General features: G+C 69.1%; 16 protein-coding genes. 11 read left to right on the top strand and 5 right to left on the bottom strand.

The window, feature by feature from the left end; translation table 11 throughout:
* The 4 genes from ABH936_RS12795 to ABH936_RS12780 are packed head-to-tail and all read left to right on the top strand — an operon-like array spanning nucleotide 1 to nucleotide 2,792.
* Nucleotides 1-654 carry a hypothetical protein gene (locus ABH936_RS12795; protein ID WP_051805941.1) on the top strand — a complete coding sequence of 218 codons (654 nt, stop codon included), beginning with the start codon at nucleotides 1-3 and terminating at the stop codon, nucleotides 652-654.
* Nucleotides 651-1,271, top strand: coding sequence for an imidazole glycerol phosphate synthase subunit HisH (gene hisH / locus ABH936_RS12790; protein WP_038568589.1), 621 nt, complete (start codon nucleotides 651-653; stop codon nucleotides 1,269-1,271). Before ABH936_RS12795 ends, hisH begins: the two co-directional genes overlap by 4 nt.
* Before the next feature lie 43 nt (nucleotides 1,272-1,314).
* Entirely contained in the window at nucleotides 1,315-2,055 is a 741-nt protein-coding gene (priA, locus tag ABH936_RS12785) for a bifunctional 1-(5-phosphoribosyl)-5-((5-phosphoribosylamino)methylideneamino)imidazole-4-carboxamide isomerase/phosphoribosylanthranilate isomerase PriA (protein WP_038568587.1), read from the top strand.
* The gene (locus ABH936_RS12780; RefSeq protein WP_038568585.1) at nucleotides 2,052-2,792 is read left to right on the top strand and encodes an SseB family protein; all 741 of its coding nucleotides are present in this window, start codon (nucleotides 2,052-2,054) and stop codon (nucleotides 2,790-2,792) included. Before priA ends, ABH936_RS12780 begins: the two co-directional genes overlap by 4 nt.
* Nucleotides 2,793-2,926: 134 nt before the next feature.
* On the opposite strand, the gene ABH936_RS12775 is transcribed toward ABH936_RS12780, so the two are convergent.
* From ABH936_RS12775 to ABH936_RS12755, 5 genes are all read right to left on the bottom strand, one after another.
* Nucleotides 2,927-3,220 (bottom strand): DUF3349 domain-containing protein, encoded by a 294-nt coding sequence (locus ABH936_RS12775; RefSeq protein ID WP_038568583.1) that lies wholly within the window; start codon nucleotides 3,218-3,220, stop codon nucleotides 2,927-2,929.
* Between the two features lie 4 nt (nucleotides 3,221-3,224).
* Entirely contained in the window at nucleotides 3,225-3,518 is a 294-nt protein-coding gene (locus ABH936_RS12770; protein WP_404603427.1) for a hypothetical protein, read from the bottom strand.
* Nucleotides 3,515-4,783 (bottom strand): inorganic phosphate transporter, encoded by a 1,269-nt coding sequence (locus tag ABH936_RS12765; protein ID WP_038568580.1) that lies wholly within the window; start codon nucleotides 4,781-4,783, stop codon nucleotides 3,515-3,517. The genes ABH936_RS12770 and ABH936_RS12765 overlap by 4 nt, the downstream gene beginning before the upstream one ends.
* A 298-nt stretch (nucleotides 4,784-5,081) precedes the next feature.
* Nucleotides 5,082-6,482, bottom strand: coding sequence for a dihydrolipoyl dehydrogenase (gene lpdA, locus ABH936_RS12760; RefSeq protein WP_038568578.1), 1,401 nt, complete (start codon nucleotides 6,480-6,482; stop codon nucleotides 5,082-5,084).
* 115 nt (nucleotides 6,483-6,597) lie between these two features.
* The gene (locus ABH936_RS12755) at nucleotides 6,598-7,563 is read right to left on the bottom strand and encodes a sugar-binding transcriptional regulator (RefSeq protein WP_051805940.1); all 966 of its coding nucleotides are present in this window, start codon (nucleotides 7,561-7,563) and stop codon (nucleotides 6,598-6,600) included.
* Between the two features lie 132 nt (nucleotides 7,564-7,695).
* On the opposite strand from ABH936_RS12755, the gene ABH936_RS12750 reads away from it, so the two are divergent.
* From ABH936_RS12750 to ABH936_RS12720, 7 genes are all read left to right on the top strand, one after another.
* Nucleotides 7,696-9,069, top strand: coding sequence for an ABC transporter substrate-binding protein (locus tag ABH936_RS12750; RefSeq protein WP_404603426.1), 1,374 nt, complete (start codon nucleotides 7,696-7,698; stop codon nucleotides 9,067-9,069).
* A 104-nt stretch (nucleotides 9,070-9,173) separates the two neighbouring features.
* Complete coding sequence (locus ABH936_RS12745) at nucleotides 9,174-10,052, top strand: carbohydrate ABC transporter permease (protein WP_404603455.1); 879 nt, start codon at nucleotides 9,174-9,176, stop codon at nucleotides 10,050-10,052.
* Complete coding sequence (locus ABH936_RS12740) at nucleotides 10,052-10,939, top strand: carbohydrate ABC transporter permease (RefSeq protein ID WP_404603424.1); 888 nt, start codon at nucleotides 10,052-10,054, stop codon at nucleotides 10,937-10,939. Before ABH936_RS12745 ends, ABH936_RS12740 begins: the two co-directional genes overlap by 1 nt.
* Nucleotides 10,939-12,435 (top strand): mannitol dehydrogenase family protein, encoded by a 1,497-nt coding sequence (locus tag ABH936_RS12735; RefSeq protein WP_404603423.1) that lies wholly within the window; start codon nucleotides 10,939-10,941, stop codon nucleotides 12,433-12,435. Before ABH936_RS12740 ends, ABH936_RS12735 begins: the two co-directional genes overlap by 1 nt.
* 152 nt (nucleotides 12,436-12,587) lie before the next feature.
* Complete coding sequence (locus tag ABH936_RS12730; protein WP_404603422.1) at nucleotides 12,588-13,604, top strand: NAD(P)-dependent alcohol dehydrogenase; 1,017 nt, start codon at nucleotides 12,588-12,590, stop codon at nucleotides 13,602-13,604.
* Between the two features lie 65 nt (nucleotides 13,605-13,669).
* Nucleotides 13,670-15,082 (top strand): xylulokinase, encoded by a 1,413-nt coding sequence (locus tag ABH936_RS12725; RefSeq protein WP_144694460.1) that lies wholly within the window; start codon nucleotides 13,670-13,672, stop codon nucleotides 15,080-15,082.
* Nucleotides 15,083-15,154: 72 nt separating this feature from the next.
* Complete coding sequence (locus tag ABH936_RS12720; RefSeq protein ID WP_144694458.1) at nucleotides 15,155-16,399, top strand: MFS transporter; 1,245 nt, start codon at nucleotides 15,155-15,157, stop codon at nucleotides 16,397-16,399.
* The last annotated feature ends 57 nt before the right edge of the window (nucleotides 16,400-16,456 follow it).

Here is a 16,456-nt window from a genome sequence, read left to right as displayed (position 1 = left end):
ATGCCGAGACTAGGTCGGCAGTCGAACTTCACCGGCGCGCTCGACGCCGTCGTCGTCGTACGCGGGGACGCCGAACGTGTCGCCCGCTGGGTCGAGCAGGGCACCGTACCCGCGTACGTCGTCGACCTCGACGGGCCGTGGTGCGCCGTCGTCGCGGCGGGCCCTGGGCATGCGGCCGCGCCCTTTGACGACGCCGCGACGGTGCTCGTCGCCCGCCCCGTTCCGCAGATGATGCGCCCGGCCGCCGGGTTCTTCGTCCACGGCGACGACGCCGTCGTCCTCGTTCAGCCACGACGGTGGCGCTCCCTGCCGCGTTGGTTCGTCGTGCGACGCGGTTTCGGGGTCGTGCGCGCGGCGCTGCCGCAGGCGAGCCTCGCGGATCTGCTCGCGGTGGGGGAGAAATCGCACCCCGAGACGCTCGAACGCGTCCTCGCGCAGCGCGGCGCCGAGCCGATCGAGGTGCTGCGTGGCGTCATGGTCGCCCTCGGCATCCCCGCCGGTCATCTGCTCGCGCTGCATCCGCGCGCGGCGATCGAGGCCGATCTCGTCGAACCTGATGCGAAGGCCGTACGACGCTTCGACAAGCACACCCGCGAGGAACGCGAAGAACGGCGAGAGATCGAAGGGCACGCCCTGATGGAGGACAAGCGATGAAGAAGGTCGTCGTGCTCGACTACGGCAGCGGCAACATCCACTCCGCCGTGCGCATGCTCGAACGCATCGGCGCCGACGTCGAACTCACCGCCGATCCCACGTCCGTGGCGCGCGCAGACGGGCTGTTCGTGCCCGGCGTCGGCAACTTCCACGCGTGCGCCGCGGGGCTCGTCGCCGCGGGCGGGCGTGAGCTCATCGCAGAGCGACTGACACGTCAGGCCCCCGTGCTCGGTATCTGCGTCGGCATGCAGGTCATGTTCGACGGCTCGAGCGAGCCGTCGCCGTCACCGGTCGACGGGCTGGGGCTGTGGCATGGTCGAGTCGAGCGTCTCGACGCCCCGGTCGTACCGCACATGGGCTGGTCGCAGCTCGAACCGGCGCCCGGCAGTCGACTGTTCGCCGGTGTCGAGGACGAACGGTTCTACTTCGTCCACTCGTTCGCGGCCCCCGCGACCGTCGCCGACCTCAACTCGGGCGCCCGCGTCACGCTCGCGACGCACGGCGCCCCCTTCGCCGCGGCCATGGAGCAGGGTGCGCTGAGCGCCACCCAGTTCCACCCCGAGAAGTCGGGTGACGCCGGCGCCGCGCTGCTGACCAACTGGCTCGACACCCTCTGATGCCATGCCCAGCCACCCCGATCCGACGGCTCGAAGGAGCACCATGACCACCGAACCCCGCCTCGAACTGCTGCCGGCCGTCGACGTCGCCGGAGGTGAGGCCGTCCAACTCGTCCAGGGCATCGCCGGGACGGGCGGCCAGTTCGGCGACCCCGTCGCCGCTGCACTCGCGTGGCAGGAAGCGGGCGCCGAGTGGCTGCACCTCGTCGACCTCGATGCCGCGTTCGGACGCGGCGAGAACCGCGGCCTGCTCGCCAAGATCGTCGGCACGCTCGACATCAAGGTCGAGATGAGCGGCGGCATCCGTGACGCCGAGTCACTCGAGGCTGCGCTCGCCACGGGCTGCCGTCGCGTCAACCTCGGCACCGCAGCCCTGGAGAACCCCGAGTGGACCGCTGCCGCCATCGCCGAGCACGGCGACCGCATCGCCGTTGGCCTCGACGTGCGCGGCACCACCCTCGCCGCCCGCGGCTGGACGAAGGAGGGCGGCGACCTGTGGGAGACCCTCGCCCGCCTCGACCGTGAGGGCTGCGCGCGCTACGTCGTCACCGACGTCGCGAAAGACGGGATGCTCGCCGGCCCCAACACCGCGCTGCTGCAGCAGGTGTGCGAGCGCACCGACCGCCCCGTCGTCGCCTCCGGCGGCGTGACGACGCTCGACGACCTGCGCGCGCTGCGCGAGCTCGTGCCGTGCGGGGTCGAAGGCGCCATCATCGGCTCGGCCCTCTACAAGGGCACGATGACGCTCGCCGACGCCCTCGACGTCGCGGGGCGCCCCGAGTGAGCGGCCCGGGGTCGAGCGACACGGGGCCGAGCGACACGGCCGGCATCCCGTTCAGCGGCCGCGAGGTGACGAGCACCGGTTTCGACGACGACCGCGGCCAGGCCGATGCGGCTCTCATGGCGGCGCTGGCGAGTGGTGACGAGGAGGCGTGGGTCGCAGCGTTGGCCGAGAGCAGGTTGCTCGTGCCGATCGTCGCCGCCCCCACCGAGGTCGACACGAGCGGGGAGCACGCCGTCGAGAAGTCGACCGACATGGCTGTCGTGACGCTGACCGCGCCGGACGGTACAAAGGGCCTGCCCGTCTTCACGAGCCTCGAAGCGCTCGCCGCCTGGGATCCGGCGGCCCGGCCGTCACCCGTCAAGGCCGCGTTCGCGGCGCAGGCGGCCATCTCAGAGGAATGCGACGTCCTGCTGCTCGACATGGCCAGCGAGCACCGCGTCGTCGTGCGCGCGAGCATGGTCTGGGCGCTCGCGCAGCAGCAGGCCTGGGTGCCCGCCTACCGTGACACGCACGTGCGCTCCGCCATCGGGCAGGCTGTGCGCGTCGAGGAGGCCGTGCTCGCCCAGGAATGCGTCGACGGGGGGGAGGGCGTGCTGCGGCTACGTCTCACACTCGCACCGGGGCTGAGCCAGGACGAGGTCCGCGCGCTCGCCACACGCGTCGGCGAGCGGCTGGCCGCCGACGGTGAGACTCGCGCCCGCATCGAAGCTCTCGCCTTCGAGTTCGTCGCGGCGTGAGGCGCGGGTGGCACTGAAAACCCCGGAAGAGCCGGGGGCAAATGACCCAGGGGCCGGACGGTGAGATCTCACCGTCCGGCCCCCTGCGTCATGCGTCGGCGCGTCGACACCTGGCGTGCGGTCTGACGTCGTGCTCAGTCGAACTCGTCGTGCAGCGGGAACCCGCACTCGTGCAGGTGGTCGAGCACCCGGTCCATCTCCTGTGGGCTGGGCAGCTCCTGGGTCACCTTCGTGATGCCGACACCCACATCGACCCGGTCAGCGGGCACGAGCCCGTCGGCGACGAGGTGGTTGCCCAGTTCGTGCATCTCCTCAGGAGAGAGCCGGCGCCGCATGAGCGCGAGCAACGGCTGGTAGTCGCGCTCCGGTACCCCCGTGGGGTAGCTGACGCGCAGCCAGTTGACGATGCGCTCGAGGGCTGGGTTCATCGCCTCACTTCTTCTCGGCGAAGGTCGGGAACACGTGCTCGAACGACACCTTGTAGCCGAAGCCCGACGCGATGATGATGGCGAGGCCCAGCGCCACCGCGACGGCGACGAGCGTGAAGCAGAGCAGGCCGACGGGCTTGCCCCAGGACTTGGCGCTCTCGCCGGTCGTGAGAGCGCCTTCACCGGCGGCGAAGCCACGCACGCCGAAGGCGAACAGGGCAGGCACGCCTGCACCGAGGACGATGGCGACGAGAAGCACCTTCCAGGCGCTCTCGAACGCGAGGGAGAGAGTGTTCATCGGGAACCAACCTTGGTCGCGGGGTGGACGGTGTTGCGGTCGGACTCGGCCACGACGTCGGGGATGTGCGTCGCCGCGAGGTCCTGCGGGTCCCACTCCTCGTTGACGTTGGTGTGGTCGACCGGCGTCTTGCGCGAGTGGTAGAACATGTAGGCCGCGAACGCGCACAGGATGGCGAAGACGACGATGCCGCCGGCGCCACCACCGATGACGTCACCGAGGTACCACATGAGCGCACCGACGACCGCGGCGGCGGGCAGGGTGATGAACCAGGCGAGCACCATGCGTCCGGCGACACCCCAGCGGACCTCCGCGCCCTTCTTGCCCAGGCCGGTACCGAGGATCGAACCCGTCGCGACGTGCGTCGTCGACAGCGCGAAGCCGAGGTGGCTCGAGACGAGGATGACGGCGGAGCTGGCCGACTCGGCAGCCATGCCCTGCGGCGACTCGATCTCGACGAGGCCCTTGCCGAGCGTGCGGATGATGCGCCAGCCGCCGAGGTAGGTGCCGGCCGCAATGGCGAGCGCACAGGCGAACTTCACCCACAGCGGGACGCTGTGCGTGTCGGTCCAGGAGCCGTAGCCGATGAGGGCGAGGGTGATGACACCCATCGTCTTCTGCGCGTCGTTGGTGCCGTGAGCGAGCGAGACGAGCGAGGCGCTGCAGATCTGACCCCAGCGGAAACCACGCTCGGACTCGGCGTGACTGACCTTCTTCGTGATGGCGTAGATGAGCTTCGTGCCCAGCGCCGCGACGACCGCCGCGATGAAGGGCGACAAGAACGCGGGGATGATGACCTTGCCGACGACACCGTCGAGCTTCGAACCGTCACCCGTCCACTTGACGCCCGCCATGCCGATCGCGGCGATGGCCGAACCGATGAGACCACCGAACAGTGCGTGGCTCGAACTGCTCGGGATGCCGAGCAGCCACGTGAGCAGGTTCCACACGATGCCACCGACGAGGCCGGCGAGCACGATGAGCAGCAGGGCCTGGCCGTGGTCGGCGAGGAACTCCGGTTTCGGAGCGCCGTCCTTGGCCTGGATCTTGATGACTGCGTTGGTGACGGTGAGGGCGACCTCGACCGACAGGAAGGCACCGATCAGGTTGAGGATGCCGGACAGGGCGACTGCCACCTTGGGCTTGAGGGCACCGGTGGCGATGGACGTCGCCATCGCGTTGCCGGTGTCGTGGAAGCCGTTGGTGAAGTCGAACGCCAGTGCCGTGACGATGACGAGCACGAGGAGAATGAACGAGAAATCCACACGGCAAGTGTGCAACCGCGCAGTGGCCGCCGAGTGCGCTGTACGCAAACGGGTGTTGGCACTGCGGGAAATTCGCGGGAGCGCCCGATATCTGTTCACCGGAAGTTCACCTCCCGTGCGGCGATTCTTTGCCGGACGGGCACGCGCAAGGGCGCCCCGGGGTCTCGCCCGGTTGACGCGGGCGGCCGGCTCGACCACGTGACGCAACGAGACCGCCGGGTCCGGAGCATGAGCTCCGGACCCGGCGGTCTCGAATCGATCGCGCTGAGGTACAGCCGCGATCAGTGGATCTGCGCGATCAGAGGTTGATCATGTGCCCGGCGATGCCGTGCACGGCTTCCTTCACGGCCTCTCCCAGCGTCGGGTGGGCGAAGATGTTGCGCGAGACCTCGTCGGCCGTCAGATCCCACTGCTGCGCGAGCGTCAGCACCGGGAGCATCTCGGTGACGTCGGGGCCGATCATCGCGGCGCCGAGCAGTTCGTCGTGCTTCGCGTCTGCGATGACTTTGACGAAGCCCACGGCCTCGCCGAGGCCCTGTGCCTTGCCGTTCGCGGAGAATGGGAACGTCGCCGTCTTGACGTCGTAGCCCTTCTCCTTGGCCTGAGCCTCGGAGTAACCGAACGAGGCGACCTGCGGCTGGCAGTACGTCGCGCGCGGGATCATGTCGTAGTTGATCTCCATCGTCTCGACGCCCGCGATGGTCTCGGCGGCGACGATGCCCATGGCCTCGGCGGTGTGTGCGAGCATGAGCTTGGCCGTCACGTCACCGATGGCGTAGACCTTGTCGACGTTGGTGCGGCCGCGCCCGTCGATCTCGATGGCGCCGCGCTCGGTGAGCTTGACGCCGAGATCCTCCAGGCCGTAGCCCTCGACGCGCGGCTTGAAGCCGAACGCCGACAGCATCTTGTCGGCCTCGAGCACCTGCGAGTCGCCGCCCTTGGCGGGGGAGACGGTGACCTTGACGCCGGAGCCGGTGTCCTCGGCCTTCTCGACCTTCGTGCCGGTCATGACCTTGATGCCGAGCTTCTTGTACTGCTTGAGCAGCTCCTTGGACACGTCCGCGTCCTCGGTCGGCACCATGCGGTCGGCGAACTCGACGATCGTCACGTCGACGCCGAAGTTCTTCATGACGTAGGCGAACTCGACGCCGATGGCGCCCGAACCGCCGATGATGATGGAGCCCGGCAGCTCCTCCGAGAGAATCTGCTCCTCGTAGGAGACGATGTTCTTGCTGAGGTCGACCCCGGGCATCGTGCGCACGGTGGCGCCCGTCGCGATGATGAGGTTGTCGTAGGTGACGCTCTGGGTAGAGCCGTCCTCACCCTTCACGTCGATGGAGTGGTCGGCCTTGAGCGTGCCGTGACCGTTGATCTCCGTGATCTTGTTCTTCTTCATCAGGTAGTGAACACCCTTGACGATGTTCGACGAGACCTGACGGGAACGCTTGTGCGTGGGCCCGAACGCCATCGTGGCGTCGCCCTCGATGCCGAACTTCTCCTTCTCGTGCGTGAGCACGTGCGCGAGTTCGGCGTTCTTCAGCAGAGCTTTCGAGGGGATGCACCCGACATTGAGGCAGACACCTCCCCAGTACTTCTGCTCGACAACGGCGGCGCTCAGGCCGAGCTGGGAGGCGCGGATAGCCGCGACGTACCCACCCGGGCCGGCGCCGAGGACGACGACATCAAAATGATTGGCCACGAGGCAGAGCCTAGACCCATCGGGGCGCAGGGTGTGAGTGCAGGTAGTTACTGGCGGGTAGAAGTTTGCGGTGCCCGGTCCCGACCGTTCCCGTGCGCCTCGCGGCGCGTGGGGCTCAGTCGTCCGTCGCCTCGGTGTGCTGCGCGAGCAGCTGCTGCGCCAAGGGCGTGTCGACGACGATCGAGGTGAGGTAGCCCCCGCGGATGCCGGCCGCGACGGCCGCGGCGCGCGCCCGACCGTGCGACAGGGCCACGACGTGGGTGATGAGCCGCAGGTCGTCGGGGCGCATGCTGACCAGACGTGCCGTCAGGCCCGCGTGCACCGGCGCGCCCGTCACGTCGAACAGGGAGCCGGCGATCTCGCCGACGACCTGCAGGCGCGCGAGATCGTCGCGCTCGTCGTCGCTCGCGAGGTCGAACAGGGTGCTCTCGCCACTGCTCCACCCGCCGACGCCGACGAGTGCGAGGGAGCAGTGCTTGGCGTCGTCGAGGGTGCCTGCGACGCTCGCCTGAGCGCGGATGACGGCGGCCGCAGCGGCGTCGTCGGCAACGAGCGGTGCGTAGAAGACGCGGGGTTCTCCGCCGGTGAGGCGGGCGGCGTCACGCACGACGTCGACGGGGGAGGATTCGTACGCCGGCAGGTCGAGGGCCCCGGAGAGCTGGACAATCGGCACGGGTGGCAGACCGTCGAAGTGGCGCACCGCCTTGGCGACCATCCGGCTCCATGGCAGCCCGATGACGTCGGTCGGCTGCGCGAGGCGCCGCATGAGGTCGGCGCCGCGGCGGGCGAGCTCGTCCTGCGCGGCGTCCGTCTCGAGTTCCTCGACGTCGACGACGACGGCGTGTGCGAGCCCGAACGCGTCGCGCAGGCGGCGTTCGAGGTGCTCGCACCCGGCGCCGGGGTCGACGACGTCGATGCGGACGATTCCCTGGTCGCGGGCCTCCTCGAGCAGGCGCGCCACCTTGAACCGACTGATGTCGAGCTCTTCGGCGATGGCCACCTTGGAGGCGTCGTCGAGGTAGTAGCGACGTGCTGCGTGGACCATGAGGCGCTGATGCTGCGGTGCGCTCGCGTCGACCATGGGAACTCCCGGCGTTCGTAGCGTGAATCGTGGGTTGACATTGTGTGTCGAATCACACTTTACTCATATGTGCCTGCTAGTGCTCAAGTGAGCATGGTGCTCGTTCGAGCATTGCACACCAGGCACGACGACATGGGAGGTTTCGTGGGACGACGACGAAATGGCATCGCCCTCCTCGCCGCGACAGCACTGGTGGGCGGTTCTACGACCGCGTGCGCGGGCTGGGGTGGCGGGGTCTCATCGGGTGGCAAGGACAGCATCAACGTCCTCATGGTCAACAACCCGCAGATGATGGACTTGCAGAAGCTCGCGCCGGAGTTCGAGAAGGAGACGGGGATCCACGTCAACTTCACGGTGCTGCCGGAGGACGACCTGCGTGACAAGACGAGCCAGGAGTTCAGCGCCCAGGCCGGTCAGTACGACGTCGCGACGTTGAGCAACTTCGAGATCCCGATCTACGCGAAGGCCGGTTGGGTCGCGGATCTCACGAGCCACGTCAAGGCCGACACCGAGTTCGACCAGGACGACATCCTCGCTCCCATGACCAAGGCGCTCAGCGTCGACGGGAAGATCTACGGCGAGCCGTTCTACGGCGAGTCGAGCTTCCTCATGTACCGCAAGGACATCCTGGCGTCGAAGGGCATCACGATGCCCGCGAACCCGACGTGGCCGCAGGTCGCCGACATCGCCGCCAAGGTCGACGGCGCCCAGCCGGGCATGCGCGGCATCTGCCTGCGTGGTCAGCCAGGATGGGGTCAGCTGTTCGCGCCGCTGACGACCGTCGTCAACACCTTCGGGGGCACCTGGTTCACGAAGGACTGGCAGGCGCAGGTCGACTCGCCCGAGTTCGAGCAGGCGACGAACTTCTACGTCGACCTCGTCAGGAAGCACGGTGAGGCCGGAGCGCCGCAGGCGGGCTTCACCGAGTGCCTCAACAACACCCAGCAGGGCAAGACGGCGATGTGGTACGACGCGACGTCGGCCGCCGGTTCCCTCGAGGCCAAGGGCTCGCCGGTGGCCGGGAAGATGGGCTACGCGCCGGCTCCCGTCGTCAAGACGAAGAACGCCGGTTGGCTGTACGCCTGGTCGTGGGCGATCGAGCAGAAGTCCGAGAAGAAGGACGCCGCCTGGAAGTTCGTCTCGTGGGCCTCGGGCAAGAAGTACGAGAAGCTCGTCGGCGAGAAGATCGGCTGGTCGTCGGTCCCCTCCGGCAAGCGCGCCTCGACGTACGAGATCCCCGAGTACGTCGCCTCCGCGAAGGCGTTCGCCGAACCCGCGAAGAAGGCCATCGAGTCGGCTCAGCCCGACAACCCGGGCGTCCAGCCCCGACCCGCCGGCGGCATCCAGTTCGTCGACATCCCCGAGTTTCCGGCCCTGGGCACCCAGGTCAGCCAGGAGGTCAGTTCGGCCATCGCCGGCAAGCAGAGCGTCGACGCGGCGCTCGAGACGGGCCAGGAGCTCGCGAGCGACGTGGCCGAGGACTATCGCAAGCGTGAACGGAAGTGAGTGACGTGAGCACCAACGCGCTCGCACGAGGGGGCGAGGACGACTTCGAGCACCGCGACCCCGACAACCACGATCTCGAACCGGCTCCGGGCGGCAAGACAGCCCTGGCCAGGACGGGAGCCTGGGCGCGCCGCGCGCCGCTGCTGCCGGCGCTGATCTTCATGATCATCGCGACGCAGCTGCCGTTCGTCGCGACCATCGTCATCTCGATGATGCGCTGGAACGCGTATTACCCCGATGACGTCGGATTCGCCGGCTTCGACAACTTCGTCACGGTGTTCACGAACGTCAACACCCGCAAGGCGATCTGGGTGACAATCCTGCTCACGGTCATGGTCGTCATCATCAGCCTGCTGCTCGGGCTCGGCATCGCGCTGCTGCTCGATCGCAAGTTCAAGGGCCGCGGCATCGTCCGAACCCTCATGATCACGCCGTTCCTCATCGTGCCCGTCGCCGCGGCGCTGCTGTGGAAGCACGCGCTGTTCAACCCCGAGTACGGCCTGTTCAACGGATTCCTCAAGATGGTTCTCGGCGACGATGCTCCGCAGCCGGACTGGATCACGAACAACCCGCTGCTCGCGGTGGCGGCCTCGCTCATCTGGCAGTGGACGCCGTTCATGATGCTCATCCTGCTCGCGGGTCTGCAGTCGCGCCCGATGGACGTCGTCGAGGCCGCGCGAATCGACGGTGCGTCGAACTGGCAGATCTTCAAGCACATGACGCTGCCGCACCTGCGCCCGTACATCGAGCTGAGCACCCTGCTCGGCGCGATCTACATCGTGCAGAACTTCGACGCCGTCTTCACGATCACCTCGGGTGGTCTCGGCACGGCGAACCTGCCGTACCTCATCTACCAGACCTTCTATCAGGCCCACGACTACGGTCAGGCCTCCGCAGCCGGTGTGATCGTCGTCCTCGGCACGATCATCATCGCGACGGCCGCTCTGCGCACCGTCCTCAGCCTCTTCAAGGAGGAGAACTGATGAGCACTCCCTCCTCCGCGGCCGCTGCACCCGCCGCGACGCCGAAGTCCTCCGGGTCCGCGGACACGCCGAACCCGAAGAAGAGGTCGGGCGCCCTGCTCGGCGTCCTCGCCTGGATCATCGGCCTGCTGTTCGTCCTGCCCGTCGTGTGGATGGTGTGGATCTCGTTCCACTCAGAGAACGACGCGGCCACCAACCCGCCCAAGTTCGACGCTCCCTTCTCGACGGAGGGCTACAAGAACTTCTTCGACTCGAACCCGTGGCCGTCCCTGGCGAACTCGCTGACGGCGAGCGTCGTCTCGACCCTCATCGTCCTGCTGCTCGCCCTGCCTGCCGCGTACGCCCTGTCGATCCGTCCGGTGAAGAAGTGGTCGGACGTGCTGTTCTTCTTCTTGTCGACGAAGTTCATGCCCGTGGTCGCAGCGCTGCTGCCGATCTACCTGTTCGCGCATAAGGTCAACCTGCTCGACAACATCTGGCTTCTCATCCTGCTGTACACGTCGATGAACCTGCCGATCGCGATCTGGATGCTGCGCAGCTTCCTCGCCGAGGTTCCGACCGAGATGCTCGAGGCCGCCCAGGTCGACGGCGCCGGTCTCGTGCGCACGCTGCGTGAGGTCATCGCGCCGGTCGTCATGCCCGGCATCGCCTCGGCCGCGCTCATCTGCTTCATCTTCAGCTGGAACGAGATGCTGTTCGCCCGCGTGCTCACCGGTACGGTGGCGGAGACCGCGCCCGTGTTCCTCACGGGCTTCGTGACGAGTCAGGGCCTATTCCTCGCCAAGGTGTGCGCCGCGTCGATCGTCGTGTCGCTGCCCGTCCTCGCCGCCGGTTTCGCCGCGCAGGACAAGCTGGTCCAGGGCCTGTCGATGGGAGCTGTCCGCTGATGGCCGTCCGCCTTTTGCAATCCACGTTGGCCGAGCTGCCGGAACAGGTGGCGCGCCCCACCTACGACCGCGCGAAGCTGACGACGGGCATCGTCCACTTCGGCGTCGGCGGCTTCCACCGCGCGCATGAGGCGATGTACCTCGATCGCCTCATGAACGACGGCGAGGCCCTCGACTCGGCCATCACGGGCGTAGGGGTGCTTCCGCACGACAAGCGCATCGTCGACACCCTCAATGCGCAGGACGGGCTCTACACCCTCGTCCTCAAGCACCCGGACGGCACCCGCGAGCCGCGCGTCATCGGCTCGATCCAGAAGATGCTGTTCGCGCCCGACGACCCCGACGCGGTCATCGACCTCATGGCGAGTCCCGAGGTCAGGATCGTCTCGCTGACGATCACCGAGGGCGGCTACCTCGTCAACCAGGTGACGGGGGAGTTCGAGGCATCCAACCCGGGCATCCAGCACGACCTGGCCGACGGGGCGTCACCGCAGACGGCGTTCGGGCTCATCGTCGAGGCGATCCGACGCCGTCGAGACGCGGGGCTCATGCCGTTCACCGTCATGAGCTGCGACAACCTGCCGGGCAACGGCGAGATCGCGCGGCGCATGATGACGGCGTACGCCGAGCTGAAGGACCCGTCGATCGCGCAGTACATGCGCGATCACGTCGCGTTCCCGAACTCTATGGTCGACCGCATCACGCCCGTCACCGCGCCGGAGGACATCGCCGAGCTCGCCGACACGTTCGGTGTCGCGGACGGCTGGCCGGTCGTGTGCGAACCGTTCGCCCAGTGGGTGCTGCAGGACGAGTTCACCGACGGGCGCCCGCCGTTCGAGGATGCCGGGGTCCAGATCGTCGACGACGTCGAACCGTACGAGTTGATGAAGCTGCGCCTGCTCAACTGCGGCCACCAGACGCTCTGCTACGTCGGCTACCTCGCCGGTTACCGCTACGCGCACGAGGTGTGCAGGGACCCGTTGTTCGTCGACTTCCTGCTCGGTTACATGGAGAAGGAGGGTTCGGCGACGCTGCCGGAGGTGCCCGGGGTCGACCTCGACGCCTACCGTCACGAGCTCATCGCGCGGTTCGCCAACCCCGAGGTGCGCGACACGCTCGCCCGGCTGTGCATGGAGAGCAGCGACCGCATCCCCAAGTGGCTCGTGCCGGTCGTCAAGCACAACCTGGCGCACGGCGGCGAGATCGACCGCTCGGCCCTTGTCATCGCGTCATGGGCGCGCTACGCCGAGGGCGCCGACGAGCAGGGCGACCCGATCGACGTCAACGATCGCGCCAAGGAGGCCGTCATGGCGGCCGCGGCCGCGCAGCAGGACGACAAGCTCGCCTTCCTGCGCAACCCGGACTTCTTCGGCGACCTCGTCGACGACGAACGATTCAAGACGGCCTACGTCGCGGCACTCGACTCGCTGCACGAGGTCGGAGCCCGAGCCACGCTCGAGGCCCGCGCCGCCCAGGACGCCCGCCCCGGCGCGTGAGCCGGCACGGTGACGTCGGGGTGACCTGACGAGGCGTGGTCGGCGCCGCCGGCATCGTGCCTGCGGCGCCGGCCGCGTCGGAGCCCTCGGGGGTGAATGCAACCCCAGGACGACAGACGAGACCGGATGACGTGTGACGAGAGGAACCCCCCATGCGCGTGCTCGAACTGAGCGCACCCGAGACGCTCACCCTGACCCAGCGTGACGTGCCGACGCCCGGCCCCGGCCAGGTGCTCGTGCGCATGACGTGCGTCGGTGTGTGCGGCAGTGACACGCACTACCTCACGCATGGGCGCATCGGCAGCTACGCCGTCGACTACCCGATGGTGCTCGGGCATGAGGGTGCCGGTGTCGTCGAAGCGGTCGGTGAGGGCGTCGACGCCTCGCGCATCGGCGAGCGCGTCAGCATCGAACCCGGCGTGCCGTGCCGCACGTGTGCGCAGTGCCTTGCCGGCGCCTACAACCTGTGCCCTGACATGGTGTTCCACGCGACGCCGCCGTACGACGGCTCGCTCGCCGAATGCATCGTGCACGACGCCGCCTTCGCGCATCCGGTGCCCGACGGCGTGAGCGACGAGGCGGCCGCGATGGTCGAACCGCTGTCGGTCGGATTGTGGGCCTGCCGCAAGGCCGACGTGACGCTCGGCGATCGCGTCCTCATCACCGGCTGCGGCCCCATCGGGCTCATGTGCCTGCTGGCCGCCCGGGCGCGCGGCGCGCGTGACATCACCGTCGTCGACCTCAACCCCGAACGCCTCGAGCGTGCCCGGGCGCTCGGCGCGCGGGTCGTCGACTCACGTCACGAGAGGTTCGACGAGCGCGAGTACGACGTTCTGCTCGAGTGCTCCGGGGTCGCCTCCGTCACGCTCGCCGGGATGCGGGCCCTGGCGCGAGGCGCTCGCGCCGTGCTCGTCGGGATGGGCGGCGACACCGTCGAACTGCCCCTGTCTGCGCTGCAGGAGCGTGAGGTCAGCGTCACCGGGGTGTTCCGCTACGCGAACACATGGCCGCAGGCGCTCGCGATGCTTGCGGGCGGCGTCGTCGAGGTCGACGATCTCGTAACGGGGCGTTTCGACCTCGCCGACGGCGAGCAGGCCCTGCGCGCGGGCCTCGACGACCCGGCATCCGTCAAGGCCATGATCTATCCGAACGGACTGCCGACGGTCTGATCTCAGCGTACGGTTGCCGCCATCCGAACCGCGCGTCGCCCCGGCGACGCCTGAGAAGGGAAACCATGTCATCTCGACTCGTCGCCGGAGTGGATTCGTCCACGCAATCGACCAAGATCGTCGTCTGTGATGCCGAGACGGGCGCCGTGGTGCGCACCTCGCGCGCGCCTCACCCCGACGGCACGAGCGTCGACCCCGAGGTGTGGTGGCGCGCTTACGAGGACGCGACGGCGGACGGGATGCTCGACGGCGTCGAGGCGATCGCCGTCGGCGGTCAGCAGCACGGCATGGTCGCCCTCGATTCGGACGGCGCCGTCGTCCGAGAGGCGTTGCTGTGGAACGACGTTCGCTCGGCGGGCGCGGCGCGTGAGCTCGTCGACGAGCTCGGGGGAGCGGGTGCCTGGGTGGATCGGCTCGACGTCGTGCCCGTCGCGGCGTTCACCGTCGCGAAGGTGCGGTGGCTGCGTGATGCCGAACCGGACAACGCCGCCCGCCTCGACACCGTCGTCCTGCCGCACGACTGGCTGACGGGGCGCATCCTGGAGGCCGGCGGCGGCTTGCGAGGATGGACGACCGACCGCGGCGACGCGAGCGGCACCGGGTACTGGTCACCCGTCACCGGCGAGTACGACGCCGACATCCAGCGTCTCGCCCTGGGCCGCGAGTTCGGCGTCCCGCGCGTCCTCGGCCCCGCCGAGCCCGCAGGCGTCACAGACGCGGGCCTCGTCGTCGGGGCGGGCACGGGCGACAACATGGGCGCGGCGCTCGGTCTCGGCCTGCAGCCCGGCGACGTCGTCGTCAGCCTCGGCACGTCGGGCACCGTCTTCGCCGTCCACGACACGCCGACGCGGGACGCGAGCGGGCAGATCGCCGGGTTCGCCTCGGCCGACGGGCGGCACCTGCCGCTCATGTGCACCCTCAACGCAGCCCGCGTGCTGACGACAGGTGCCCAGCTGCTCGGCGTCGACCTCGACGAGTTCTCCCGCCTCGCGCTCGCGGCACCCATCGGCGCGCAGGGCCTGACGTTGCTGCCCTACCTCGACGGTGAGCGCACGCCCGACCTGCCCGACGCCACGGGCACGCTCGGCGGCCTCACCCGCGCGAACGCGACGCCGGAGAACCTTGCACGCGCCTGCGTCGAGGGGATGCTCGCGAACCTCGTCGCGGGCGTCGAGGGGCTGAAGCAGCACGGCCTGAGCGCGCGACGCATCGTCCTCATCGGGGGCGCTGCGGCTTCAGCGGCGGTGCGCGAGATCGCACCGATCCTGTTCGGGTTGCCGGTGCACATCCCGGCGCCCGGGGAGTACGTCGGCATCGGCGCGGCGCGCCAGGCGGCGTGGGCGCTGGCCGGAGGTGACGAACCTCCGGCCTGGCAGGTCGCCTATGACCACGAACTCGAGGCCATGGACGACGACGTCACCGCCGGACGCGCGGTCTACGAGCGCTACCTACGTCTGCAGAGGCAACTGCGCGGCTGAACGGGCAACCTCGAGGCGGTGGACGAAAGGGGTTCGCCCACCACCGCACGCCCGTGACACCATGACGCCACCATGCCCGCCACCCGTTACCGCCGCGTTCTTGCCAACCGCCGCACCCGCCAGCTGCTGCTGCTCGGCTTCGCCATCCGCATCCCGACGTTCGGGGTGTCGGTGCTGCTCACGATCCACGTCGTCGAGACGCTGCACCGCACCTGGTCGCAGGCAGGTCTCGTCGCGGCGGCCTCGACCCTCGCCGTCGCGCTGTCGGGGCCGTGGCGCGGGCGCCTGCTCGACACCCTCGGGCTACGCCGGGTCGTCGCGCCGTCGATCCTCGTCACGGCCGGGTGCTGGGCCGTGGCGCCCTTCGTCGGCTATGCACCGCTGCTCCTGCTCGCGGCACTGGCCGGGCTGTTCGCCGTGCCGACGTTCACCGTCATCCGTCAGGGCATCATCGCCGCGACGAGCGACGAGGATCGCCGCACGGCGCTCGCGACCGACGGCATCATCGTCGAGCTGTCCTTCATGCTCGGGCCCGTCATCGCGATCGCTCTTGGCGGTCACTTCCCGACGTCGTGGGTGATCTTCTGCCTCGAGATGGCCTCCGCGGCGCTCGCGGCGCTGCTGTGGTGGATCGACCCGCCGATCCGGCAGGCGCTCGACGAAGAGGCTGCCGCGGACGTCGACCTGCCACGCGAACGCTGGGTGACGCCGCGTTTCCTGGCGGTGTGCCTCGTCGGGTTCGCGGCCGTCGTCGTCCTCAGCGGCAGTGACGTCTCGTTCGTCGCCGCAGCCCGTCACTTCGACGCATCCGCCCAGCTCGGCCTCGTGCTGGCCGTGTGGGGGCTGGGCTCCGTCCTCGGTGGGCTCGTCTACGGCGCGATGACGTCGCCGCCGCCCATGTTCGCGCTGCTCGTCCTGCTCGCCCTGACGACGGCGCCGATCGGCTTCGCCCACGGCGTGCTCGGGCTGTGCGTGTGGGGTTTCGTCGCAGGCCTGTTCTGCGCGCCGACGATGACTGCGTCCGTCGATGCACTCACGCGCGTCGTCCCCGAACGGGTGCGCGGCGAGGCGATGGGGTGGCACGGTTCGTTCCTCACCCTCGGCGGTGCGCTCGGTGGGCCGCTCGCAGGCGTGTTCATCGACCGTCACGGCTTCGCGGGCGGTTTCGCGTCCGTCGGGCTGACGGGGGCGGCCATCGCCGGCCTCGGCGCCGTCATGGTCGGGGCGCGACGGGGGCTGCGGTCACGACGGGCCGGTCTGCCGGCGTCTTCACAGGCGCAGGGCACCGACGTCGAACCCGCCCGCCGCGCCGATTAGGGCGGAGCCAATCCGGCTGCTATCGTGATTGGCACCAGCCGGACGTTCGCATGGCCT

The organism is Dermacoccus sp. GAS27A (genome assembly GCF_044909235.1).
Lineage (GTDB): Bacteria > Actinomycetota > Actinomycetes > Actinomycetales > Dermatophilaceae > Dermacoccus > Dermacoccus nishinomiyaensis.
This window is presented reverse-complemented; position numbering and strand designations above follow the sequence as displayed.

What these genes read in the sequence shown, in the direction of transcription:
- ABH936_RS12795 (WP_051805941.1), top strand. Translation starts at nt 1, where the DNA reads ATGCCGAGACTAGGTCGGCAGTCGAACTTCACCGGCGCGCTCGACGCC.
- hisH (WP_038568589.1), top strand. Translation starts at nt 651, where the DNA reads ATGAAGAAGGTCGTCGTGCTCGACTACGGCAGCGGCAACATCCACTCC.
- priA (WP_038568587.1), top strand. Translation starts at nt 1,315, where the DNA reads ATGACCACCGAACCCCGCCTCGAACTGCTGCCGGCCGTCGACGTCGCC.
- ABH936_RS12775 (WP_038568583.1), bottom strand. Translation starts at nt 3,220, where the DNA reads ATGAACCCAGCCCTCGAGCGCATCGTCAACTGGCTGCGCGTCAGCTAC.
- ABH936_RS12770 (WP_404603427.1), bottom strand. Translation starts at nt 3,518, where the DNA reads ATGAACACTCTCTCCCTCGCGTTCGAGAGCGCCTGGAAGGTGCTTCTC.
- ABH936_RS12755 (WP_051805940.1), bottom strand. Translation starts at nt 7,563, where the DNA reads ATGGTCGACGCGAGCGCACCGCAGCATCAGCGCCTCATGGTCCACGCA.
- ABH936_RS12750 (WP_404603426.1), top strand. Translation starts at nt 7,696, where the DNA reads ATGGGAGGTTTCGTGGGACGACGACGAAATGGCATCGCCCTCCTCGCC.
- ABH936_RS12740 (WP_404603424.1), top strand. Translation starts at nt 10,052, where the DNA reads ATGAGCACTCCCTCCTCCGCGGCCGCTGCACCCGCCGCGACGCCGAAG.
- ABH936_RS12735 (WP_404603423.1), top strand. Translation starts at nt 10,939, where the DNA reads ATGGCCGTCCGCCTTTTGCAATCCACGTTGGCCGAGCTGCCGGAACAG.
- ABH936_RS12730 (WP_404603422.1), top strand. Translation starts at nt 12,588, where the DNA reads ATGCGCGTGCTCGAACTGAGCGCACCCGAGACGCTCACCCTGACCCAG.
- ABH936_RS12725 (WP_144694460.1), top strand. Translation starts at nt 13,670, where the DNA reads ATGTCATCTCGACTCGTCGCCGGAGTGGATTCGTCCACGCAATCGACC.
- ABH936_RS12720 (WP_144694458.1), top strand. Translation starts at nt 15,155, where the DNA reads ATGCCCGCCACCCGTTACCGCCGCGTTCTTGCCAACCGCCGCACCCGC.